The following is a 20044-nucleotide window of genomic DNA, read 5'->3' on the forward strand; positions in this document are numbered from 1 at the left end:
TATTTCGTATTGCGGAAGGTTTTCCATGGGCGCCACGCACGGGGTCGAGATCACGGGACCCCTCAACGACCGGTTCGACGAGATCCTCACCGACGACGCCCTCGCGCTCGTCGCCGAGCTGCACCGCACCTTCGAGTCCCGCCGCCAGGACCTCCTTGCCGCGCGCAGGACCGTCGAGGCGCGGGTCGCGGCCGGGGAGGACCTCGACTTCCTCCCCGAGACCAAGCACATCCGTGAGGACGACTCCTGGAAGGTCGCGCCCGCCGCCCCCGGCATCACCGACCGCCGCGTGGAGATCACCGGACCGACCGACCGCAAGATGACCATCAACGCGCTCAACTCCGGCGCGAAGGTGTGGCTGGCCGACCTTGAGGACGCCAACACCCCGCTGTGGGAGAACATGATCCAGGGGCAGCTCAACCTGCGCGACGCCCTGGACCGGCAGATCGACTTCACCTCCCCCCAGGGCAAGACCTACGCCCTGAAGGAGGACTCCGAGCTGGCCACCATCGTCGTGCGCCCCCGAGGCTGGCACCTGGACGAGAAGCACATCCTCGTCGACGGTCAGCGCACGAGCGGCGGCATCGTCGACTTCGCGCTGTACTTCTTCCACAGCGCACAGCGTCAGATCGACAAGGGCAAGGGCCCGTACTTCTACCTTCCGAAGATGCAGAGCCACCTGGAGGCCCGCCTGTGGAACGACGTCTTCGTCCTGGCCCAGGAGCGGCTGGGCATCCCGCGCGGCACCATCCGCGCCACCTGCCTGATCGAGACCATCCCGGCCGCGTTCGAGATGGAGGAGATCCTCTACGAGCTGCGTGAGCACTCCGCGGGTCTCAACGCCGGCCGCTGGGACTACCTGTTCAGCATCATCAAGACCCACCGCACCCGCGGCCGCGGGTTCCTGCTGCCCGAGCGCAACGCCGTCACCATGACCGCCCCGATGATGCGCGCCTACACCGAACTGCTGGTCAAGACCTGCCACAAGCGCGGCGCCCACGCCATCGGCGGCATGGCCGCGTTCATCCCGTCCCGCAAGGACGAGGAGGTCAACAGGAACGCCTTCGCCAAGGTCCGCGACGACAAGTCCCGCGAGTCCGGTGACGGCTTCGACGGCTCCTGGGTCGCCCACCCCGACCTGGTCCCGATCTGCCGCGAGATCTTCGACGGCGTCCTGGGCGAGCGGCCCAACCAGATCGACAAGCAGCGCCCCGACGTCGAGGTGACCGCGGCCGACCTGCTCGCCGTCGACCAGACCCCCGGCGGCGTCACCAAGGCCGGTCTGCGCGCCAACATCAACGTCGCCCTGCAGTACCTGGCCGCCTGGATGGGTGGCAACGGCGCGGTGGCCATCCACAACCTCATGGAGGACGCCGCCACCGCCGAGATCTCCCGTTCGCAGATCTGGCAGTGGCTGCACAACGACGTCACCCTCGACGACGGGCCCAAGGTCACCGCCGAGCTCGTCAAGCAGATCATCGAGGAGGAGCTCGTCACCATCGAGGACGCCCTCGGCGCCGGCTACGACGAGGGCTTGTTCGAGCAGGCCAAGGAGCTGTTCACCGAGGTCGCCCTGGACGACGAGTACGTCGACTTCCTGACCCTGCCCGCCTACGAGCGCATGCCGTAATGGTCAGTTATATTTCATAAAACGGAAGATTGTTTCCACCGCACCCCTTGTCTCGGCAAGGGGTGCGGTCGTACGGTCCCTCTGCGAGGTCGAGTCCTTCCGACCGCACCAGGGGAGACGCCCATGGCCACGTCCGTACGCCCGACGAGCATCCCGGCGGCGCTGACCGCCCTGGTCCCCCGACTACGCGAGATCTGCGGTGAGGACGGTGTCCTCACCGACCTCTCCCGACGTCGCGTCTACGAGAGCGACGGCCTCACCTACCACCGCGCCACCCCGGGCGTGGTCGCCCTGCCGACCACCACGGCGCAGGTCGCAGCCGTCATCTCCCTGTGCGCCGAACACGGCGTCCCCTACGTTCCCCGCGGCGCCGGCACCGGCCTGTCCGCGGGAGCGCTCCCCCACGCCGAGGGAGTCCTCCTCGTCACCTCGCGCATGCGTCGCGTCGTCGAGATCGACCTGGAGAACGAGTGCGCCGTGGTCGAACCCGGCGTGGCCAACCTCGACATCACCCGTGCCGCCGCCCCGTACGGCTACTACTACGCGCCCGATCCCTCCAGCCAGCAGGTCTGTTCGGTCGGCGGCAACGTCGCGGAGAACTCCGGCGGGGCGCACTGCCTCAAGTACGGGTTCACCTCCGGGCACGTGCGCGGTCTGGAAATCGTCACCCCGTCCGGCGAGGTCGTGGAGCTGGGCGGCAAGGCGACCGGCGCGCACGGATACGACCTCATCGGCGCGTTCATCGGATCCGAGGGCACCCTGGGCGTCGCCACCCGCGTCACCGTCTCCCTGACCCGCTCGCCACAGAAGACCGTCACCCTGCTGTCGGCGTTCACGTCCATGGACGCGGGGGGTGAGGCCGTGGGCGCGATCATCGCCGCCGGGGTACTTCCGTCCGCGATCGAGATGATGGACGTGTTGGCCATCGAGGCGGCCGAGGCGGCGGTGGCCTGCGACTACCCGGCGGGTGCCGCCGCGGTTCTGGTGGTGGAGTTGGACGGGCCGGCCTCGGAGGTCGACGCCCAGGTGGAGAGGGTGACCGAGCTCTGTTCCGCCAGCGGTTCCTTCGAGACCCGCACCGCCAGTGGCGCGGAGGAACGGGCGCTGATCTGGAAGGGCCGCAAGTCCGCCTTCGCCGCGGTGGGCCGGATCAGTCCGGCCTACATCGTGCAGGACGGGGTGGTGCCGCGCACGGCCCTGGGCGAGGTGCTGGGCCGCATCGCCGCGTTGTCCGCCCGGACGGGCATCCGGGTGGCCAACGTCTTCCACGCGGGTGACGGCAACCTGCATCCACTGGTGTTGTTCGACGACGCCGAACCCGGCGCGGGAGAGCGCGCCGAGGAGGTGTCCGGGGCCATCCTCGACCTGTGCGTGGAGCACGGGGGCTCCATCACCGGTGAGCACGGGGTGGGTGTGGACAAGGCGTGCAAGATGCCGCGCATGTACTCCGACGACGACCTGGCCACCTTCGACCTGTTCCGGCGGGCGTTCGACCCCGACGGGATCGCCAACCCGGACAAGCTTTTGCCCACCCCGCGTCTGTGCGGGGAACGGCCCGGGGTGCGCACCGGGGCGCACCCCTTGGTGGAGTCCGGGCGGGCCGAGCAGTTCTGACCCCGGACGGCGAGAGGTGGGAAGGGCGAGCGTGAAGGACTTGGACGTCGAAGGCGTCACCCTGCGGGCGGGGATCGGGGCGGACGCGGTGTGCGGGGTCGCACCCGACCGTGTGGCCCGTCCCGAGGACACCGAGGCGCTCGGACGGCTGCTGGCCGCCGCCCGTGACGCCGGGGCGACGGTGACCCCGCGCGGGGGCGGCACCGCCCTGGACTGGGGTTCGCCGCCCCGATCCCTCGACCTGATGGTGGACACCTCGGCGCTGTCCTGGGTCGACCACAACGCCGGCGACCTGGTCGTCGAGGTGGGCGCGGGTACGCCACTGGCCGAGCTTCGGCGGACGCTGGCCGAGGCCGGGCAACGCCTGTCCTACGACCCGGTGCGCGTGGGCGGGACCGTGGGCGGTGCGTTGGCGACCGGGGTGAACGGACCCCGTCGGTTGCTCGCCGGAACGCTGCGGGACCTGGTGATCGGGATGACCGTGGTGCGCGCCGACGGGGTGGTGGCACGCAGCGGTGGTCGCGTGGTCAAGAACGTGGCCGGGTACGACCTGGCCAAGCTGCACACCGGCGGCTACGGAACACTCGGGGTGATCGCCTCGGCGGCGTTCCGGCTGCACCCGTTGCCACCGGCCGTTCGGGTGGTGGGCGTGCCGCTGCGGTCTCGGGAGGGGACCGAGCGGGTCCTGTCGGCGCTGCGGGCCACCACGGTGGTACCCGCGGCGGTGGAACTCGACCACGGTCGGTTGTGCGTGGTCCTGGAAGGAACCACCGAGGGTCTGGTCCCCCGGGTCGAGGAGACCGTTCGGGCGTTGGGCGGGGACGACGTGGAGATCGCCGAGGCGCTCCCCGAGGGGTGGGGCGTCCTGCCCACCGAGGGCACCCTGGCGCGGGTCCTGGTACCTCCGGCCGACGTTCCGGCCCTGGTCGAGGATCTGGACGCCCTGGCCGGCGACGTCCGATGGTACGGGTCGATCCCGGCGGGGACCCTGTACCTGTCGTTCGCTCCCGGTACCCCCGCCGACGTCGTGGAGAAGATGTCGGCGGCGGTCCGCCGCGCCCCCGATCGGTCCGCGGTCCTGCTGCGCGCCGAACCACACCTGCGGGAGGCCGGGGTCGATCCCTGGGGCGAGGTTGCGGGCCTGTCGCTGATGCGGGCGGTCAAGGACTCCTTCGATCCCGACCACCGACTCTCGCCCGGCCGCTTCGCCGGCGGGATCTGAACCGTTCACCGAGCGCCTCCTGGGAGGATCCCGTGACCGAACGACCGACCGAACCGGCAGCCGGACCGGAACGACTCTTCGGCGATCTGCTGAACGACTGCGTGCACTGCGGTTTCTGCCTGCCGACCTGCCCCACCGACGTGCTGTGGGGCCAGGAGATGGACTCCCCGCGCGGGCGCATCCACCTGATGTCGCAGATGCACGAGGAGGACGTGCTCACCGAGACCGCCGTCGGGCACTTCGACAACTGTCTGGGCTGTCTGGCGTGTGTGTCCTCGTGCCCGTCCGGGGTGGCCTACGACGCGCTCATCGAGCACACCCGGTACCGGGTCGAGGAGGAGTACGAACGCCCTCGGGGACAGCGCGCGCTGCGCGGGGCGGTGTTCTCGCTCTTCCCGTACCGCAACCGCCTCCGGGCCATGCGCGGCCCGCTGCGCGCCTACCAGGCGAGCGGGGTCTCGTCGCTGATCCGCAGATCCGGGATCCTGGACCGGATCTCGCCGACCCTGGCCACCATGGAGCGCATCGCCCCGCCGCTGTCGGCTCCCCCGCCCCCGCTGCCCGAGCTGGTACCCGCCGTGGGTGAACGACGCGCCCGGGTGGGCATGCTCGTGGGCTGTGTGCAGGGCGCGTTCTTCCCCGAGGTCAACACCGCGACCGCCCGGGTACTGGCCTTGGAAGGCTGTGAGGTGGTGATCCCGCGCGCCCAGGGCTGCTGCGGAGCGCTGTCGGGTCACTCGGGCAGGCTGACCGAGTCGGCCGGCTTCGCCAAACGGCTGGTCGAGGTCTTCGAGGCACGCCAGGTGGAGCGGATCGTGGTGAACTCGGCCGGCTGCGGCTCCAGCATGAAGCACTTCGACCGGACCCTGGAGGAGGCGGGCGCGGGCACGGCCTGGGTGGAGCGCGCCCGGGCGATCTCGGCGAAGGTGGTGGACCTGACCGAGTACCTGGTCGCCCTGGGACCGCGCGCCGAGCGCCACCCGATCCCGCTCCGGGTGGCCTACCACGACGCCTGTCACCTGTCCCACGGCCAGGGGATCACCGACCAGCCCCGTGAGCTCCTCCGACAGATCCCCGGTCTTGAGGTGGTCGACCTGCCCAACAAGGAGATCTGCTGCGGTTCGGCGGGCGTGTACAACCTGTTCAAGCCCGAGGCCGCGGGCGAGCTGGGCGACCGCAAGGGGCAGGACGTGGCCACCACCGGCGCGGAGGTACTGGTGTCGGGCAACCCCGGGTGTTCACTGCAGATCGCCTCGGCGATGGAACGCGCCGGCACGCCGGTGACGGTGACCCACACCGCGCGACTCCTGGACGCCTCCCTGCGCGGCCTGAGAGCGGAGCGACTGCTCGGGGTCAGACCAGGACGGTCTCGCCCTCTGCGACGATGACCGCGGGGCCCCGGAGGCGGGCACCCGAAGCGTCCAGGTGAACGGTGCACTCGCCGCCCAGGACACGCACCTTCCAGGTGGAGCTTCGGCCCTCGGGGGCGGCCGCGGCGGCGGCCGCGACGATGCCGGTGCCGCAGGAGCGGGTCTCGCCGGAGCCGCGCTCGAACACCCGCATGTCCAGCACCCCGGGAGCGACCTCGTTGTAGACCTCGACGTTGGCGCCCTCGGGGAAGGCCTCGGGGTCCAGTTCCGGGGGCAGGCTCAGGTCGACGTCGGCGACCGGGATGTCGACCTCGCAGGCCAGATGCGGGTTGCCCACGGAGATCTGGTCGCCGTGGACGACCTGACGGGCGAGCTTGGCCGAGGAGGTGCCCTGCATCTCCACCCGGCCCATGTCTATGGTGACGTCACCGTCGTCCTCGATGACGACCTCCTTGGCGCCGTCACGCGTGCCGACCTCGAACCGGTCGGCGTCCACCAGCCCGGTGTGCAACAGGTAGCGGGCGAAGACGCGCACCCCGTTTCCGCACATCTCGGCGACGCTGCCGTCGGCGTTGCGATAGTCCATGAACCACTCGGCCCGTTCGGCGGTGCGCGCCGCCGGGGCGAGGGCCTCGCCGAGCTCACGCGTGCGGATCACCCGAAGGACGCCGTCGGCGCCGATGCCCGCTCTGCGGTCGCACAGCAGCCGGACGTCCTCCTCCGTGAGTCGAAGCTCCCCGTCGGGGTCGGGGAGGATCACGAAGTCGTTCTCTGTTCCGTGGCCCTTGGCGAATCGCATGCGGCCATCCTAGGGGCGCTCGTGGACATGACCCGACCATCGATCCTCCGTTGATGGTCACGAGCCGTGCCCGGCGTGGTTACGCTGGAGGAATGATCAAGGTGATCGCGGTCGTGGGCCCGACCGCTGTGGGCAAGTCGGACCTGGCCGTCGACCTGGCGGAGCGGTTGGAGGAGAGCACCGGACGCCGGGGCGAGGTGATCAACGCCGACTCCATGCAGCTGTACCAGGGCATGGACATCGGCACCGCGAAACTCTCCGAGGCCGAACGTCGTGGTGTCCCCCACCACCTGTTGGACGTGTGGGAGGTGCACCAACCCGCCGACGTGGCCAGCTACCAGAGCATGGCCCGCGAACTCGTGGAGGACTGCGCCGACCGGGACGTCATCCCCGTGCTGGTGGGCGGTTCCGGACTGTACGTCCGAGCGGTGCTGGACCACATGGAGTTCCCCGGCACCGACCCCGCGGTGCGCGCCCGTCTGGAGGCCGAGTTGGCCGACGTGGGGCCGGGTCTGCTGCACGCCCGTCTGGCCGATTCCGATCCCGAGGCGGCCCGCACCATCCTGCCCGGCAACGGACGACGGATCGTCCGCGCGCTGGAGGTCATCGAGCTCACCGGCAGGCCGTTCACCGCCAACCTGCCCGACCACACGTCCTTCTACCCGTGCCTGCAGTTGGGGTTGACCACCCCGCGCCCCGAACTGGACGAACGCATCGACCTGCGCGTGGAGCGCATGTGGGACCAGGGTCTGTTGGAGGAGGTCCGCCGACTGGACAAGCAGGGGCTGCGCGAGGGCCGCACCGCCGCCAAGGCCCTGGGATACGCCCAGGCGTTGGCGCAGCTGGACGGGGAGATCACCGAATTGGAGGCCAAGGAGAGCACCGCCCAGGCCACCCGTCGGTTCGCCCGCAGGCAGGAGTCCTGGTTCCGCCGGGACCCGCGCGTGCGTTGGCTGCCCTACGACTCCCCCACCCTGACGGAGCGGGCGATGGCCCTGGTCGAGGCGGCCCTGACCGGCCGCGGCGACGAACCGGGCGAGGCCCTGGTGGACGTGGCCACCATGGTCCCCTTCCCGCAGGGCCGAGACCAGGACACCTGATCAGGCCTTGAGCCACAGGGCGACGTGGTAGCCCACGCCGTAGGGGGCCTCGTAGGCCAGGGTCTCCGCGTCGAAGGGCCGCTCCCCCGCCGCGCCCGCCAGGGCCTGCCAGGCGGGGCGGCCCGCGACCATGAGCGCACGGGCGGTGTCGGGGTCCAGCCCGGCCAGATGAGCCGTGTCGGCCTCGGCCAGGGCTTCGGCGACGGCGTCGTCGTAGGGGATCGCGCGTTCGTCCACGTATCCGGGTGAACTCTCGGTGCGGCGTGCGCTGCCGTCCCCCATCACCAACAGGACCACCCGCGCGGCGGAGTCGGCCAGGGCCGCGCCCCGTTCGGCGGCCCGCTCCGGGGTGACGTCGGCGGGTAGTTCCAGGTAGCCGTCCGGGGTGAGGCCACCGCGTTCGGCCAGCCATCGGCCCGTGGTCGCCGCCAGGTCCAACACCCCCGGGGCCGGTCCCACGCGTACGTCCACGCCGTAGGCCCGTAGGTCCCCACCGGTGTCCGCTCCGTACTCCCGTTCGATGGGGCCACGTCCCACCACGTACAGCCGGTCGGCCCCGCGGCGGGCGAGCGCGGTGACGGCACGGTCACAGGCGGCGCGCAGTGGGTCGAGTTCGGCGCGAGCACCCTGGGCGACCTCGGGGAAAAGTACTGGCGGATGGGGACACACGGCGGCGGCGATCAACACATGAGGAGGCTACCGCCGAATCACCGGTACCTCTTGTGCGGGGCGTCGGGTCGATCTATCGTTGACTTCGTGACCGGTTTTGAAATCCGGTCAGGAAGTCAGCGACATCGACCCGAAGACGACGAGGTACCACCGTGACGACGAGAAGCGGCTCCAGGACGGCCAGGGAGGCCGAACGCGCCCGACGCGCGGCACGCATCCTGGACGTGGCCGGGGAAGCCCTCGTCACCTGGGGATACACCAAGATCACGATGGAGGACGTGGCGCGTCGGGCCGACGTCGGCAAAGGCACCGTGTACCTGCACTTCCCCACCAAGGAGACGCTGTTCAGCACGGTGCTGGTGCGCACGCAGATCGAGGTCGGCACCCACCTGATCGAACGTTTCCGGGCGGATCCCGCGGCGGTCCTGCCGAGTTCGATCGCCCGTGAGATCCACCTCGCCCAGGAGCGATGGCCGATCCTCAAGGCGCTGCTCACCAGTGACAACAACACCCTCGGCTCGATGCTCACCGCCGTCGGCGAGGAACGCGGCGACCTGATCAGGCGCCGGGCCCGGGTGATGCTCACCTACACCGAACTGCTGCGAAGGCACGGTCTGCTCCGTGCGGAGCGCACCGCCGAGCAGCAGAACCACATGTTCGTCTCGACCGTTCTGGGGGCGCTGGTCACGCCGTCGCTCCTGGAACTGCAGTCCTATCCGCTTCCGGACTTCGCGACACGGGCGGACATCCTCGCCGACACCGTGCACCGCGCCCTGGAGTCACCCGCGAGCCCTGAGGCGTTGCTCGCGGCCAGAGACGAGATCCTCCCCCTGTTCGACGCCCTGCTGGCCACGGCCCGGGACGTCCTGGCGGAGTATCTCCCACCCGTAGGCTGACCTCCCCTTTGGAGGGGACATGAGCACTCCGACGCTTCCCGACCTGACCTCACCCGAGGCGGCCGCCGAACTGCCCGGCATCCTGGAACGCCTCCGCGAGGCCGGGGGTTCGGCCCCCGCCTCCTTCGGTGGATCACCCGCCCGGCTGTTCGTCGACGACACCGACGCGCGCACCATCCTCAGCGACAGGCGCTTCGTCGTGGACGCCGCGAACATGGAGGGGGAGACCACCTCGCTGTCCCGTCCCGAACTCCTGCGTCACCTGGGGATCGAACCCGACCTGATCGTCTACGCCACCCAAGGTGTGCTGGACAAGGACGGAATCGACCACGTGCGTCTGCGCAAGCTGGTCTCGCGCACCTTCACCGTGCGCCGGGTCCAGGCGATGCGCCCCGGTGTCCAGGCCATCACCGACGAGCTCCTGACCGAACTGCCCGACCACGTCGAGGACGGCTCGGTCGACCTGCTCCAGCACTTCGCCTACCCGTTGCCCATCAGGGTCATCTGCGACCTGGTGGGCGTGCCCGAGGAGGAACGCGACATCTGGCAGGTGTGGAGCCACGCCCTGACCTCGTTCGACCTGAGCGATCCCGCGCGGCTCAACTCGACCCTGCGGGAACTGACCGCCGCCTCACGACGACTCATCGCCGCCCACCGGGCACGGGAACACGACGACCTGTTGGGCGACCTGGTCCGGGTGACCGACGACAACGGCGACCGCATGTCCGAGGACGAGCTGATCACCATGATCCTCTCGCTCGTCATCGCCGGGCACGAGACCACCGCCAACCTCATCGGCAACGGCACCCGCGCCCTGCTCGCCCACCCCGACCAGCTGACGCTGCTCAAGGACGACCCGGAACTGCTGCCCGCGGCCGTCCACGAGCTGCTGCGCTGGTGCGGCCCGGTGTTCCAGACCCGGATGCGTTACGCGACCGAGGACGTGGAACTGAACACCGGCGTGGTCCGACGTGGAGAGGCGGCCATCGCGATGATCGCCGGTGCCAACCGCGACCCGAACGTGCACCCTGATCCCGACCGGCTCGACCTCACCCGCCACCAGGGCGTTCCCGGTGAGGCCCACGTGGCGTTCGGGCACGGCATGCACTACTGCCTGGGCGCCGCCCTGGCCCGGTTGGAGGGTCAGGTGGCCTTCGGGTCCTTGTTCGGAGCCTTCCCGGGCCTGTCCCTGGATCCGGACAGGCCCGCCTCCCGACAGCCCAACTTCGCCTTCAACCGCTTGGAGAACCTGTACGTGCGGCCGTAGGTCCGGTCGAGGTCGGGGTCAGACGTCGCAGCAGCCGCCGGCGGGGGCCGGCTGTTCGTCGGGGGCCCCGATCTTCGGCATGCCGAGCAGCACCTCGGGCTTGCTCACCTGGACCGGCCTGCCCTGACGGGCGTCCCAGGCGTCGCCGGCGCGGGTCCGACGCAGTTTCCGAATCCCGGAGTCCGCGACCAGGTGGTGCGGGGCCGCGTAGGTGATCTCGACGGTGACCATGTCGCCGGGGCGGGGCTCCTCGCCGTCGCCCAGGCCGAAGTGCACCAGACGGTTGTCGGGGGCGCGGCCGGACAGGCGGCGGTGTTCGCCGTCCTTCTTGCCCTCGCCCTCGGCGACCATGAGCTCGACCTCCCGACCGACCAGCTTCTGGTTCTCCTCCCAGGAGATCTGGTCCTGCAGGGCCACCAGGCGCTGGTAACGCTCCTTGACGACCTCCGGCGGCACCTGCTCGTCCATGGTGGCCGCCGGCGTCCCGGGGCGCTTGGAGTACTGGAAGGTGAACGCCATCGCGAACCGGGACTCCCGGACCACGTGCAGGGTCTCCTCGAAGTCCTCCTCGGTCTCACCGGGGAAGCCCACGATGATGTCGGTGGTCAGGGCGGCCTCCGGCATGGCGGCCCGCACCTTCTCCACGATGCCCAGGAAGCGTTCCTGGCGGTAGGAGCGACGCATGTCCTTGAGGACCTTGCTCGACCCCGACTGCAACGGCATGTGCAGCTGCGGCATGACGTTGTGCGTCTCGGCCATGGCCTCGATGACGTCGTCGGTGAAGTCGCGCGGGTGCGGGGAGGTGAAGCGGATCCGCTCCAGCCCCTCGATCTCGCCACAGGCGCGCAGCAGCTTGGAGAAGGCCTGACGGTCACCGAACTCGCTGCCGTAGGCGTTGACGTTCTGCCCGAGCAGGGTCACCTCGGTGACGCCCTCCTCGACCAGCGCGCGCACCTCGGCCAGCACGTCACCGGGACGGCGGTCCTTCTCCTTGCCGCGCAGCGCGGGCACGATGCAGAAGGTGCAGGTGTTGTTGCAGCCCACCGAAATGGAAACCCAGGCCGCGTACGCGGACTCGCGACGGCTGGGCAGCGTGGACGGGAAGTGCTCCAACGACTCGGCGATCTCGACCTGCGCCTCCCGCTGGACGCGCGAACGCTCCAGCAGGGTCGGCAGGGAACCGATGTTGTGCGTTCCGAACACCACGTCCACCCACGGGGCGCGGCGCACGATCTCGCCGCGGTCCTTCTGGGCGAGGCAACCGCCCACGGCGATCTGCATCCCGGGGTTGGCGTCCTTGACCGGACGCAGGTGCCCGAGGTTGCCGTAGAGGCGGTTGTCCGCGTTCTCTCGGACCGCACAGGTATTGAAGACGACGATGTCTGCGGTGGTGTCCTCGGCTGCGCGCGCGTACCCAGCGTCCTCCAGCAGACCGGAGAGGCGCTCGGAGTCGTGGACGTTCATCTGGCAGCCGTAGGTCCGCACTTGGTAGGTACGACTCTGGCTCACCGGTCCAGGCTATCCGCTCTTGGACGGGCCGCCGTCCCGGAGACCGGAAGCGAGGGCGGACACGGTGGGTGGCCGGTATCGGCCGGCCGATGGGGACTTCGATCCTGACCTGGGTATCTCCCGAAGGCCTCCGCACGGAGGGAGCCCGACGAGATCACGGGGAGTCACGAATGAGACGCTACAGAACGGAACCGCCACTCGTTGCGACGAGGGCGGATCCATGCATGCCATCACATAACGGTTTCGCGAATCACGCCGTAACAAGTCTGCTACTGGCGAAGCCAGGTGGCGTTTTCGTGATGACACGGCAACTCGGACCCATTAGGTTCCGATCATGACTTCAACTCCTCTCGTCGTGCTGGAGAACGTCAACAAGCACTTCGGCGACCTGCACGTGCTCCGCGACATCGATCTGACGGTGAACTCCGGCGAGGTGGTAGTCGTCATCGGTCCGTCCGGATCCGGCAAGTCGACGCTGTGCCGCACGATCAACCGGCTCGAGACGGTCGACTCCGGCACCATCTCCCTCGACGGACAACCGCTGCCCGCCGAAGGCCGCGGTCTGGCCAAGCTGCGCAGCGACGTCGGCATGGTCTTCCAGTCCTTCAACCTGTTCGCCCACAAGACCGTTCTGCAGAACGTGACGCTGGGCCCGATGAAGGTGCTCAAGCAGTCCAAGTCGGACGCCGAGGCGCGCGGCATGGAACTGCTCGACCGGGTGCAGATCGGCGACCAGGCGAACAAGTACCCAGCCCAACTCTCCGGCGGCCAGCAGCAGCGCGTGGCCATCGCCCGAGCCTTGGCGATGAACCCCAAGGTGATCCTCTTCGACGAGCCGACCTCGGCCCTGGACCCCGAAATGGTCCAAGAGGTCCTCGACGTCATGACCGACCTGGCGAACGAGGGCATGACCATGGTCGTGGTCACCCACGAGATGGGGTTCGCCCGTCGCGCGGCCAACCGGGTCGTGTTCATGGCCGACGGACAGATCGTCGAGGAGAACACCCCCGACGAGTTCTTCACGTCCCCCCGGTCGGACCGGGCCAAGGACTTCCTGTCCAAGATCCTGACCCACTAGTCCGCCCCCGGACGATGACCCAGCAGCTTCGCACGCTCAAGGAAGAGGTACCCCACATGCGAGCCCGTCGCATCAACACCGTTCTGGGCGGCGCCGCCGTCCTCGCTCTGGCCCTCACCGCCTGTGGTACCGCCGAGGTCGGCGACTCCGGCGGCGACGGAGGCGAGGGCGGTGGCGACACCATCACCATCGGTGTCAAGTACGACCAGCCCGGACTCGGCCTCGACGAGGGCGGTTCCCCCGTCGGCTTCGACGTCGACGTCGCCACCTTCATCGCCGAGGAACTCGGCTACTCCGCCGACCAGATCGAGTGGACCGAGGCAGCCTCGGCCAACCGCGAGTCCTTCCTCCAGCAGGGCACCGTGGACATGATCATCGCGACCTACTCCATCACCGACGAGCGTCGCCAGGTCGTCGACTTCGGCGGCCCCTACTACGTCGCCCAGCAGGACATCCTGACCCAGGCCGACAACTCCGACATCACCGGGCCCGAGGACCTCGACGGCCGCGTGCTGTGCTCCGCCTCCGGTTCCCGTTCGGCGCACAACATCACCGACGAGATGGAGATCGACGCCGAGCTGCGCGAGGCCGGCAACTACTCCGAGTGCCTGGAACTGCTCGGTAACGGCACCGTCGACGCCGTGACCACCGACAACACCATCCTCGCTGGCTTCGCGGCCCAGAACCCGGACGAGTTCCGGATGGTCAACAACCCGTTCGGCGAGGAGAAGTACGGCGTCGGCCTGCCCGCCGGTTCCACGGAGCGTTGCGAGGAGGTCAACGCGGCCATCACCAAGATGTGGGACGAGGGCGCGGCCACCGAGTACCTGGAGAACGCCTTCGGCGCGACCGACTTCGCCTACGAGGAGGAAGTCCCCGAGCTCGAAACCTGCGCCTAAAACCGTCATTTGACCTCGTTCGGAAGGTGGGGCCGACAACCGGCCCCACCTTCCGGGCCTTGACCGGCTGGGACCCATGGAAGCCTTTCTCAGCAATATCGACAGGGTCGTCGACGGTTTCTCATGGACCGTCAGGCTGACCCTGCTCAGTGCCTTCTTCTCATTCATCCTGGGCATCCTGCTCACCGCGATGCGGGTCTCCCCTGTCCCGCTGCTCCGCGGACTGTCCACCGCCTACGTCGAAGGCATCCGCAGCACCCCGCTGACCCTGGTGCTGCTGTTCTGCGGTCTGGGCCTCAACAGCGCCCTGGGCGTGAGCCTGGCCGACAGCGTGGCGATGGACGTGTTCTGGTGGGCGGTGATCGGCCTGTCCGCCTACACCTCCTGCTTCGTGTCCGAGACCCTGCGCTCCGGCATCAACACCATCCCCCTCGGGCAGGTCGAGGCGGCCCGTTCCCTGGGCCTGACCTTCACCCAGAACCTGCGCCTGATCGTCGTACCGCAGGCGTTGCGCACCGTAGTGGGTCCGCTGGGCAGTGTGCTCATCGCGCTCACCAAGAACACCACCGTCGCCTCCGTCGCGGGGTTGGGCGTCCAAGAGGCGTCCCGGGAGATGAAGCTCATGTTCGACCAGGGCATCGCTCCGGTCCTGCCGACCTTCGTCGGATTCGCGATCGGGTTCCTGATCCTGACCCTGCCGATGGGTTACTTCTTCGGCTGGCTCGCCAAGCGTGTGGCGGTGGTCCGATGAGCATCCAGACCTCGGTTCTCTTCGACGTTCCCGGGCCCCGCGCCCGGAAGCGCAACGTCCTCTACACGGTCCTCACCGTCTTCTTGGCGTTGATCGGCCTGTCCATCCTGTACCTGGGGTTCAACCGGACCCTGACCGACCGCGAGTCGAGCCTGTTCAGCGCCGAGACCTGGGCGGTGAATCCGGCGGGCCAGTGGGCCGCCGACATGTGGGCGCCGTTCCTGCGCGCCGACACCTGGACCGGATACGTCATCCCCGGTCTGCAGAACACGCTGACCGCGGCGCTGACCGCCTCGGTGCTGGCCGTCGTGTTCGGTCTGGTCTTCGGCATCGGCCGGCTGTCGAAGCACTGGTGGATCCGCGTGCCCTCCGGGGCCATCGTGGAGTTCTTCCGTGGCATCCCCCTGCTGATGCTGATCTTCTTCACCATGGCGCTGCCCATCGTGGCCTGGCAGGTGTTCAACGTTCCCACCGGCACCTTCCAGGTGACCGCGCTCGCCGCGGTCGTCACCGGTCTGACCCTGTACAACGGGTCGGTGCTGGCCGAGGTGTTCCGGGCGGGCATCCTCGCGGTGCCCAAGGGACAGAGTGAGGCCGCCGAGTCCATCGGCATGAGCCGGACCCAGACGATGTGGACGATCCTGATCCCTCAGGCCGTCACGTCGATGATGCCCGCGATCGTGGCGCAGCTCGTGGTCCTGTTGAAGGACTCCGCACTCGGCTACATCATCGCCTTCCCGGAGCTGCTGCGCAGCTTCACCCTGCTGGCGACCCGGGAGAGCAACGTCATCCCGGCGGCGATCATCTGTGCCCTCATCTACATCGTGATCAACCTGACGCTGAGCAGGGTCGCGATCTGGCTGGAGCGTCGCAACGCCCGGCGCGGCAGGCCCTCGGCCAAGCCCACCGCCGCGGGAGGCGCTCCCTCCGAGGTGAACGGCACCCGTGGTTCCGACGAGAAGCCGACGGGGGAGACCGGCCCCGACAAGGGCTGACCGGGCCCGCTCCACGGCTCACGCCGCGGCCCCGTCGAACGCACCCCGAGTGCGATCGGCGGGGCCGCCGCCGTTTGTCCCTCCGAGTACCGGTCAGGGCTGCACAGCGACCCCGTGGAGCACTAAGGTCGACATGTCATCTCATCACACACGACCCATCCTGAGCGGGACATGTCTGAACTGTCGAGCCCTCATGGCCGCTGGCCATCGCCTATCAGCGCCGGAGACGTCGCCCGAGGAACGCTGCTGCCCGCGTTCCCCTCTGTTCGAGGCGACGAGGTCTGGTGGCAGGAGTACCGACCGGCCGAGAACGGCCGCACGACCCTGGTACGGCGGGACTCGGACGGGTCCGTGCACGACCTGCTTCCCGCGCCCTGGAACGTGGGAACCCGGGTGCACGAGTACGGAGGGCGCTCCTACCTGCCCGTCCCCCGCCGTGACGACAAGGCCATCCCCCGCGTGGGCGTGGTGTTCGCCGACCACGACACCCAGCGGTTGTTCCTGCTGGAGCGGGGCGCCAAGGATCCCCTCCCCCTCACCCCCGAGCCCGCGCGCAAGGCGGGGCTGCGGTACGCCGATCCGGTCCTGAGCCCGGACGGCAAGCAGATCCTTTGCGTGCGCGAGGACCACACCGGTGCGGACCTGAGCCGCTCCATCGTGTCGGTTCCGCTCTCCGGGCGGGGCGCCACGGACCCGACCGCCATCCGCGAACTGGTCACCGGGGCGCGCTTCTACGCCTCCCCCGCCCCCTCCCCGGACGGACGCCACCTGGCCTACGTGCGCTGGAACCACCCGCGGATGCCCTGGGACGGTACCGAACTTCGCGTGGGCGAGCTCACCGAGACCGGTCTGCTCGGCGAGTACACGCTCAAGGGCGGGGTCGACGAGTCCGTGCTCTCCCCCACCTGGGTCGATGACGACTCCATGTACCTGGCCTCGGACTGGCCGGGCTTTTGGAACCTCTACCACGCCGGTCTCAAGGGACAGGCGATCGCGCTCTACCCGGCCGAGGAGGAGTTCCACGAGGCGCCGGGGCGCCTGGGCGACCGTTCCTTCTGCGCGCTGGAGAACGGCAAGGTGGTGACGCTGCACGGCGACACCGCGCTGCGCCCCGCCCTGTACGACCCCGACACCCTGGACCTGGAAGACGTCCCCACCGACCTCACCTCCTGGTCCCAGGTCGACTCCGACGGGCTCAACGTCGTCGCGGTGGCCGCCTCCCCCGACTCCGCGCCCTGCGTGGTGCGTCTGGACCCGGCCCGCCGCAGCGTGGAGATCCTGCGCCGGTCCCTGGAGCAGGCCCCGGACGCCGGCTACCTGCCCACCCCCCGCCGGGAACGCCTGCCCGGCCGCTACGGGGCCACGGTGCACGCCAACGTGTACCCGCCGACCCACCCGGACCACGATGGGAGCGAGCCCGCGCCGTACGTGGTGTGGGCGCACGGCGGGCCCGTCGGCCACTCCCGCCGGGAACTGGACCTGAACAAGGCCTACTTCACCAGCCGCGGCATCGGTGTGGTGGACGTGGACTACGGGGGTTCCACCGGCTACGGGAGGTCCTACCGCAAGCGTCTGCACAAGGAGTGGGGCGTGGTGGACGTGGAGGACTGCGCCGCGGTCGCCCGCGCCCTCGTCGACCGCGGTGTCGCCGACCCCGAGCGCCTCGCGATCCGCGGCCCCAGCGCCGGGGGCTTCACCGCGCTGTTGGCGCTCACCGGTGACACCTTCGCCTGCGGGGTGTCCTACTTCGGTGTCGCCGACCTGCTCGGCCTCGCCGAGACCACCCACGACTTCGAGTCGCGTTTCCTCGACACCCTCCTCGGCCCACTTCCCGGCTTCATCGAGACATACAAGGAACGCTCACCCATCAACCGGATCGCCGAGATCGACGTACCGGTGCTGCTGCTCCAAGGCATGGACGACCCGGTGGTCACCCCGGACCAGGCTTTCTCCATGGCCACGGCCCTGGGCGAGCGCGGTATTCCGTACGCTCTGCTGGAGTTCGAGGGCGAGTCGCACGGCTTCCACACCGAGGAGGCCCGCGTGCGTTCCCTGGAGGCAGAGCTGGCCTTCTACGGGAAGGTGTTCGGGTTCGAACCCGACGTTCCGGCCCTTGAGCTCAGCACCACCCCACCCGAGCCCCGACCCGAGCCGACCCCGGACCCGGCCATCGAACCGGCCTCCACCGAAGCCGAGACCAGGCGATCCGGCACGGGCACCGACCCGCACGAGGTGTCCGAGGACGACATCCCGGTGGCCGAGCAGCTCCCGGACGTCACTCCGGCAGCGGGTGTCACCGCGAGAACCGGAGAGCCCGTCACCGGAGAGCCCGTCACCAAGGACGAATGAGGTCCCGGTGAACGCCGCCTTCCCGAACCTGCTCCGTGACCGACTGGTCGCCATGGCCGAGGCGGATCCCCACATCCTGGGTGCGGCGTTCACCGGCTCCCTGGCCCTGGGCGAAGGAGACCGATGGTCGGACATCGACCTGGTCCTCGCTGTCCAGGGCTCCCCTGTCTCAACGGCCGATGCCTGGGTCACCCGACTCCACGCACACTTCGGCGTGGCCCACCACTGGGACCTGCCCACAACGGATCACCGGGTGATCCGGGTGTTCCTGATGCTCGACGGGGTGGAAGTCGATCTGTCCTTCGTCCCCGAGGACGACTTCGGCGCCCGCGGTCCCCAATGGAAGACCCTGTTCGGCGACCAGCACATCCTGGAGCCCTTCCCCGCCCCGACCCTCGACACCCTGGTCGGCTTGGCCTGGCACCACGGGCGACACACCCGCGTCTGCCTGGAGCGTGACCGACTCTGGCAGGCCGAGCACTGGGTGGGTGCCCTGCGCACCCAGGTGATCGCCCTGGCATGCCTGCGCCTCGGCCTGCCCACCGCCTACGCCAAGGGCGCGCACCACCTGCCCAAGTCCTTCACCGAGACGCTGGGCCCCACCCTGGTAAGAGAGCCGACCTCCCCCGAGATCCTGCGAGCCCTGTCCGCTCTCACCGATGTCCTGGTCGAAGAGCTGAACCGAAGCGCCCCCGAGGCCGCTGCCCGGCTGCGTCCCCACCTGAAGGCCTGGTCGTCTCCCTGAGTTCGGGAGCCCCTGTACCGCGCTTCGGCCACCGGGGGTGGGGAGGAGGGTGGGGAGTGCCCTGAGGTCGCCGCCCTTCTCGACCGCGACCTCCACATCATCGGGTCGTTCCCCTGACAGCGTCCGCTCAATACGTCCGCTCAATACGTCCGCTCAATACGTCCACTCCCAGAGGGGGTGACCGGGGGCGTGAGTGAGTGGGGTGGTTGGTGGTTGGTGGTTGGTGGTTGGTGGTTGGTGGTTGGTGGTTGGTGGTTGGTGGTTGGTGGGGCGCCTCGGGTTTCTGGCTCTGGGGGTTGTTGGGCGTTGCTCGGGTGGGTTCTCCCTCCTTCCCCGCCGCGTGATTGTTGCCGCCCGCACCGCACGCGTCAAGGCGATGTCGGGTTCTGTGACGCTGTGGTGGGTGGCCTTGACCCGCACGGCACGGGCGGCGGTTTGGCGGCTATCGGGGAAGGGGGGAGAGTGGTTGGGGTCCCAAAGGGCCCTGTGGGCCTGCGGCCCACTCCGGCCGCAGGCGGCCGGATGCCTTCCCCTCCCTCTGGTGTCCTCGTGGGCCGCGTCGCCACTACGTGACGGGTGAGGTCACGAAGGACCCGCTACAGGTGGGACGGGTGGCGGGCCGCGTCCCCGCGGTAGCCACCTCCGGCGCCCCTTTGGCGATGATCTTGCTCGTAGCGCCATGTTGGGCGCCCAACATGGCGCTACGAGCAAGATCATCATGATGGAGAGACAACACGGGGTTGCACGGGGTTGATGGTGCCGGTGGGCCGGTACCTGTGGTGGCAGTGGCGCCGAGACCCCCGATGGGAGCCACTCCGGCCCCGGGATATGACTCCGGGTGGGGGGTTCGTGGGGGGCGTGGGGTTCCTGGCTCTGGGCATGCCGATATCCCCACAGGGCACGGGCCCTTGGGGTCTGACACCCACTCGGGGGTGATGTCGTCGGGGTGGTGTTCCACCTGGCGGAAACGGGTGGTGGAAACGGTTGGTGGTGTTAGGGGGCGGTGGCTGGGGCTGGCTCCCCCTCACCATCCCCGGACCCGCTTTCCTTTCCCGCTTCTTGGTGGTTCTGGGCGTGGTGGTGTTCCCAGATCTGCCGGTTCACCTTGGCCTGTAGCCGGTGCTTGAGCCGGTTGTGGGTCGAGCACAGGA

At 69.4% G+C, this 20044-nt stretch carries 16 protein-coding genes; 13 read left to right on the top strand and 3 right to left on the bottom strand.

Annotated features, from left to right (window positions below):
* The first annotated feature begins 25 nt into the window (after window positions 1-25).
* The 4 genes from aceB to ABZ717_RS18880 all read left to right on the top strand — a co-directional run bounded on the left by aceB (window position 26) and on the right by ABZ717_RS18880 (window position 5854).
* A complete protein-coding gene (gene aceB / locus ABZ717_RS18865; protein WP_358512086.1) occupies window positions 26-1630 on the top strand; it encodes a malate synthase A in 1605 nt (534 codons plus the stop codon).
* Window positions 1631-1753: 123 nt separating this feature from the next.
* Window positions 1754-3244 (top strand): FAD-linked oxidase C-terminal domain-containing protein, encoded by a 1491-nt coding sequence (locus tag ABZ717_RS18870; protein ID WP_358512088.1) that lies wholly within the window; start codon window positions 1754-1756, stop codon window positions 3242-3244.
* Window positions 3245-3275: 31 nt separating this feature from the next.
* Complete coding sequence (locus ABZ717_RS18875; protein ID WP_358512091.1) at window positions 3276-4466, top strand: FAD-binding oxidoreductase; 1191 nt, start codon at window positions 3276-3278, stop codon at window positions 4464-4466.
* Window positions 4467-4498: 32 nt separating this feature from the next.
* Window positions 4499-5854, top strand: a complete 1356-nt coding sequence (locus tag ABZ717_RS18880; RefSeq protein WP_358512093.1) for a (Fe-S)-binding protein — start codon at window positions 4499-4501, stop codon at window positions 5852-5854.
* On the opposite strand, the gene dapF is transcribed toward ABZ717_RS18880, so the two are convergent.
* A complete protein-coding gene (gene dapF, locus ABZ717_RS18885; protein WP_358512096.1) occupies window positions 5820-6635 on the bottom strand; it encodes a diaminopimelate epimerase in 816 nt (271 codons plus the stop codon). The genes ABZ717_RS18880 and dapF overlap by 35 nt on opposite strands.
* Before the next feature lie 92 nt (window positions 6636-6727).
* Here dapF and miaA point away from each other — a divergent pair, with 92 nt between their 5' ends.
* Window positions 6728-7735, top strand: a complete 1008-nt coding sequence (miaA, locus tag ABZ717_RS18890; protein ID WP_358512099.1) for a tRNA (adenosine(37)-N6)-dimethylallyltransferase MiaA — start codon at window positions 6728-6730, stop codon at window positions 7733-7735.
* Here the strand turns inward: miaA and ABZ717_RS18895 are convergent, their stop codons facing one another.
* Window positions 7736-8422, bottom strand: a complete 687-nt coding sequence (locus tag ABZ717_RS18895; protein ID WP_358512102.1) for a class III extradiol dioxygenase subunit B-like domain-containing protein — start codon at window positions 8420-8422, stop codon at window positions 7736-7738.
* Window positions 8423-8556: 134 nt separating this feature from the next.
* On the opposite strand from ABZ717_RS18895, the gene ABZ717_RS18900 reads away from it, so the two are divergent.
* Both ABZ717_RS18900 and ABZ717_RS18905 read left to right on the top strand, forming a co-directional pair.
* A complete protein-coding gene (locus ABZ717_RS18900) occupies window positions 8557-9300 on the top strand; it encodes a helix-turn-helix domain-containing protein (RefSeq protein WP_358512105.1) in 744 nt (247 codons plus the stop codon).
* 19 nt (window positions 9301-9319) lie between these two features.
* Window positions 9320-10567 (top strand): cytochrome P450, encoded by a 1248-nt coding sequence (locus ABZ717_RS18905; RefSeq protein ID WP_358512108.1) that lies wholly within the window; start codon window positions 9320-9322, stop codon window positions 10565-10567.
* Window positions 10568-10585: 18 nt separating this feature from the next.
* Here ABZ717_RS18905 and miaB read toward each other — a convergent pair whose 3' ends face one another.
* Window positions 10586-12052 (bottom strand): tRNA (N6-isopentenyl adenosine(37)-C2)-methylthiotransferase MiaB, encoded by a 1467-nt coding sequence (gene miaB / locus ABZ717_RS18910; protein ID WP_358512129.1) that lies wholly within the window; start codon window positions 12050-12052, stop codon window positions 10586-10588.
* A 358-nt stretch (window positions 12053-12410) separates the two neighbouring features.
* Here miaB and ABZ717_RS18915 point away from each other — a divergent pair, with 358 nt between their 5' ends.
* From ABZ717_RS18915 to ABZ717_RS18940, 6 genes are all read left to right on the top strand, one after another.
* A complete protein-coding gene (locus tag ABZ717_RS18915; protein ID WP_157091065.1) occupies window positions 12411-13154 on the top strand; it encodes an amino acid ABC transporter ATP-binding protein in 744 nt (247 codons plus the stop codon).
* 56 nt (window positions 13155-13210) lie between these two features.
* Window positions 13211-14053: a glutamate ABC transporter substrate-binding protein gene (locus ABZ717_RS18920; RefSeq protein WP_358512132.1), complete on the top strand. Its 843-nt coding sequence runs from the start codon at window positions 13211-13213 to the stop codon at window positions 14051-14053.
* 76 nt (window positions 14054-14129) lie between these two features.
* A complete protein-coding gene (locus ABZ717_RS18925) occupies window positions 14130-14804 on the top strand; it encodes an amino acid ABC transporter permease (protein WP_358512111.1) in 675 nt (224 codons plus the stop codon).
* Window positions 14801-15799, top strand: a complete 999-nt coding sequence (locus tag ABZ717_RS18930) for an amino acid ABC transporter permease (RefSeq protein WP_358512114.1) — start codon at window positions 14801-14803, stop codon at window positions 15797-15799. The genes ABZ717_RS18925 and ABZ717_RS18930 overlap by 4 nt, the downstream gene beginning before the upstream one ends.
* 171 nt (window positions 15800-15970) lie before the next feature.
* Entirely contained in the window at window positions 15971-18148 is a 2178-nt protein-coding gene (locus ABZ717_RS18935; protein ID WP_358512117.1) for a prolyl oligopeptidase family serine peptidase, read from the top strand.
* 7 nt (window positions 18149-18155) lie between these two features.
* The gene (locus ABZ717_RS18940) at window positions 18156-18893 is read left to right on the top strand and encodes a hypothetical protein (RefSeq protein ID WP_358512120.1); all 738 of its coding nucleotides are present in this window, start codon (window positions 18156-18158) and stop codon (window positions 18891-18893) included.
* Window positions 18894-20044 lie beyond the last annotated feature (1151 nt).

The sequence above is a fragment of the Nocardiopsis sp. NPDC006832 genome (genome assembly GCF_040635885.1).
Lineage (GTDB): Bacteria > Actinomycetota > Actinomycetes > Streptosporangiales > Streptosporangiaceae > Nocardiopsis.

Excerpts from the sequence above, each read along its gene's own strand:
- aceB (WP_358512086.1), top strand. The coding sequence starts at position 26 with ATGGGCGCCACGCACGGGGTCGAGATCACGGGACCCCTCAACGACCGG.
- miaA (WP_358512099.1), top strand. The coding sequence starts at position 6,728 with ATGATCAAGGTGATCGCGGTCGTGGGCCCGACCGCTGTGGGCAAGTCG.
- ABZ717_RS18920 (WP_358512132.1), top strand. The coding sequence starts at position 13,211 with ATGCGAGCCCGTCGCATCAACACCGTTCTGGGCGGCGCCGCCGTCCTC.
- ABZ717_RS18905 (WP_358512108.1), top strand. The coding sequence starts at position 9,320 with ATGAGCACTCCGACGCTTCCCGACCTGACCTCACCCGAGGCGGCCGCC.
- ABZ717_RS18935 (WP_358512117.1), top strand. The coding sequence starts at position 15,971 with ATGTCTGAACTGTCGAGCCCTCATGGCCGCTGGCCATCGCCTATCAGC.
- ABZ717_RS18925 (WP_358512111.1), top strand. The coding sequence starts at position 14,130 with ATGGAAGCCTTTCTCAGCAATATCGACAGGGTCGTCGACGGTTTCTCA.
- ABZ717_RS18930 (WP_358512114.1), top strand. The coding sequence starts at position 14,801 with ATGAGCATCCAGACCTCGGTTCTCTTCGACGTTCCCGGGCCCCGCGCC.
- ABZ717_RS18915 (WP_157091065.1), top strand. The coding sequence starts at position 12,411 with ATGACTTCAACTCCTCTCGTCGTGCTGGAGAACGTCAACAAGCACTTC.
- dapF (WP_358512096.1), bottom strand. The coding sequence starts at position 6,635 with ATGCGATTCGCCAAGGGCCACGGAACAGAGAACGACTTCGTGATCCTC.
- ABZ717_RS18870 (WP_358512088.1), top strand. The coding sequence starts at position 1,754 with ATGGCCACGTCCGTACGCCCGACGAGCATCCCGGCGGCGCTGACCGCC.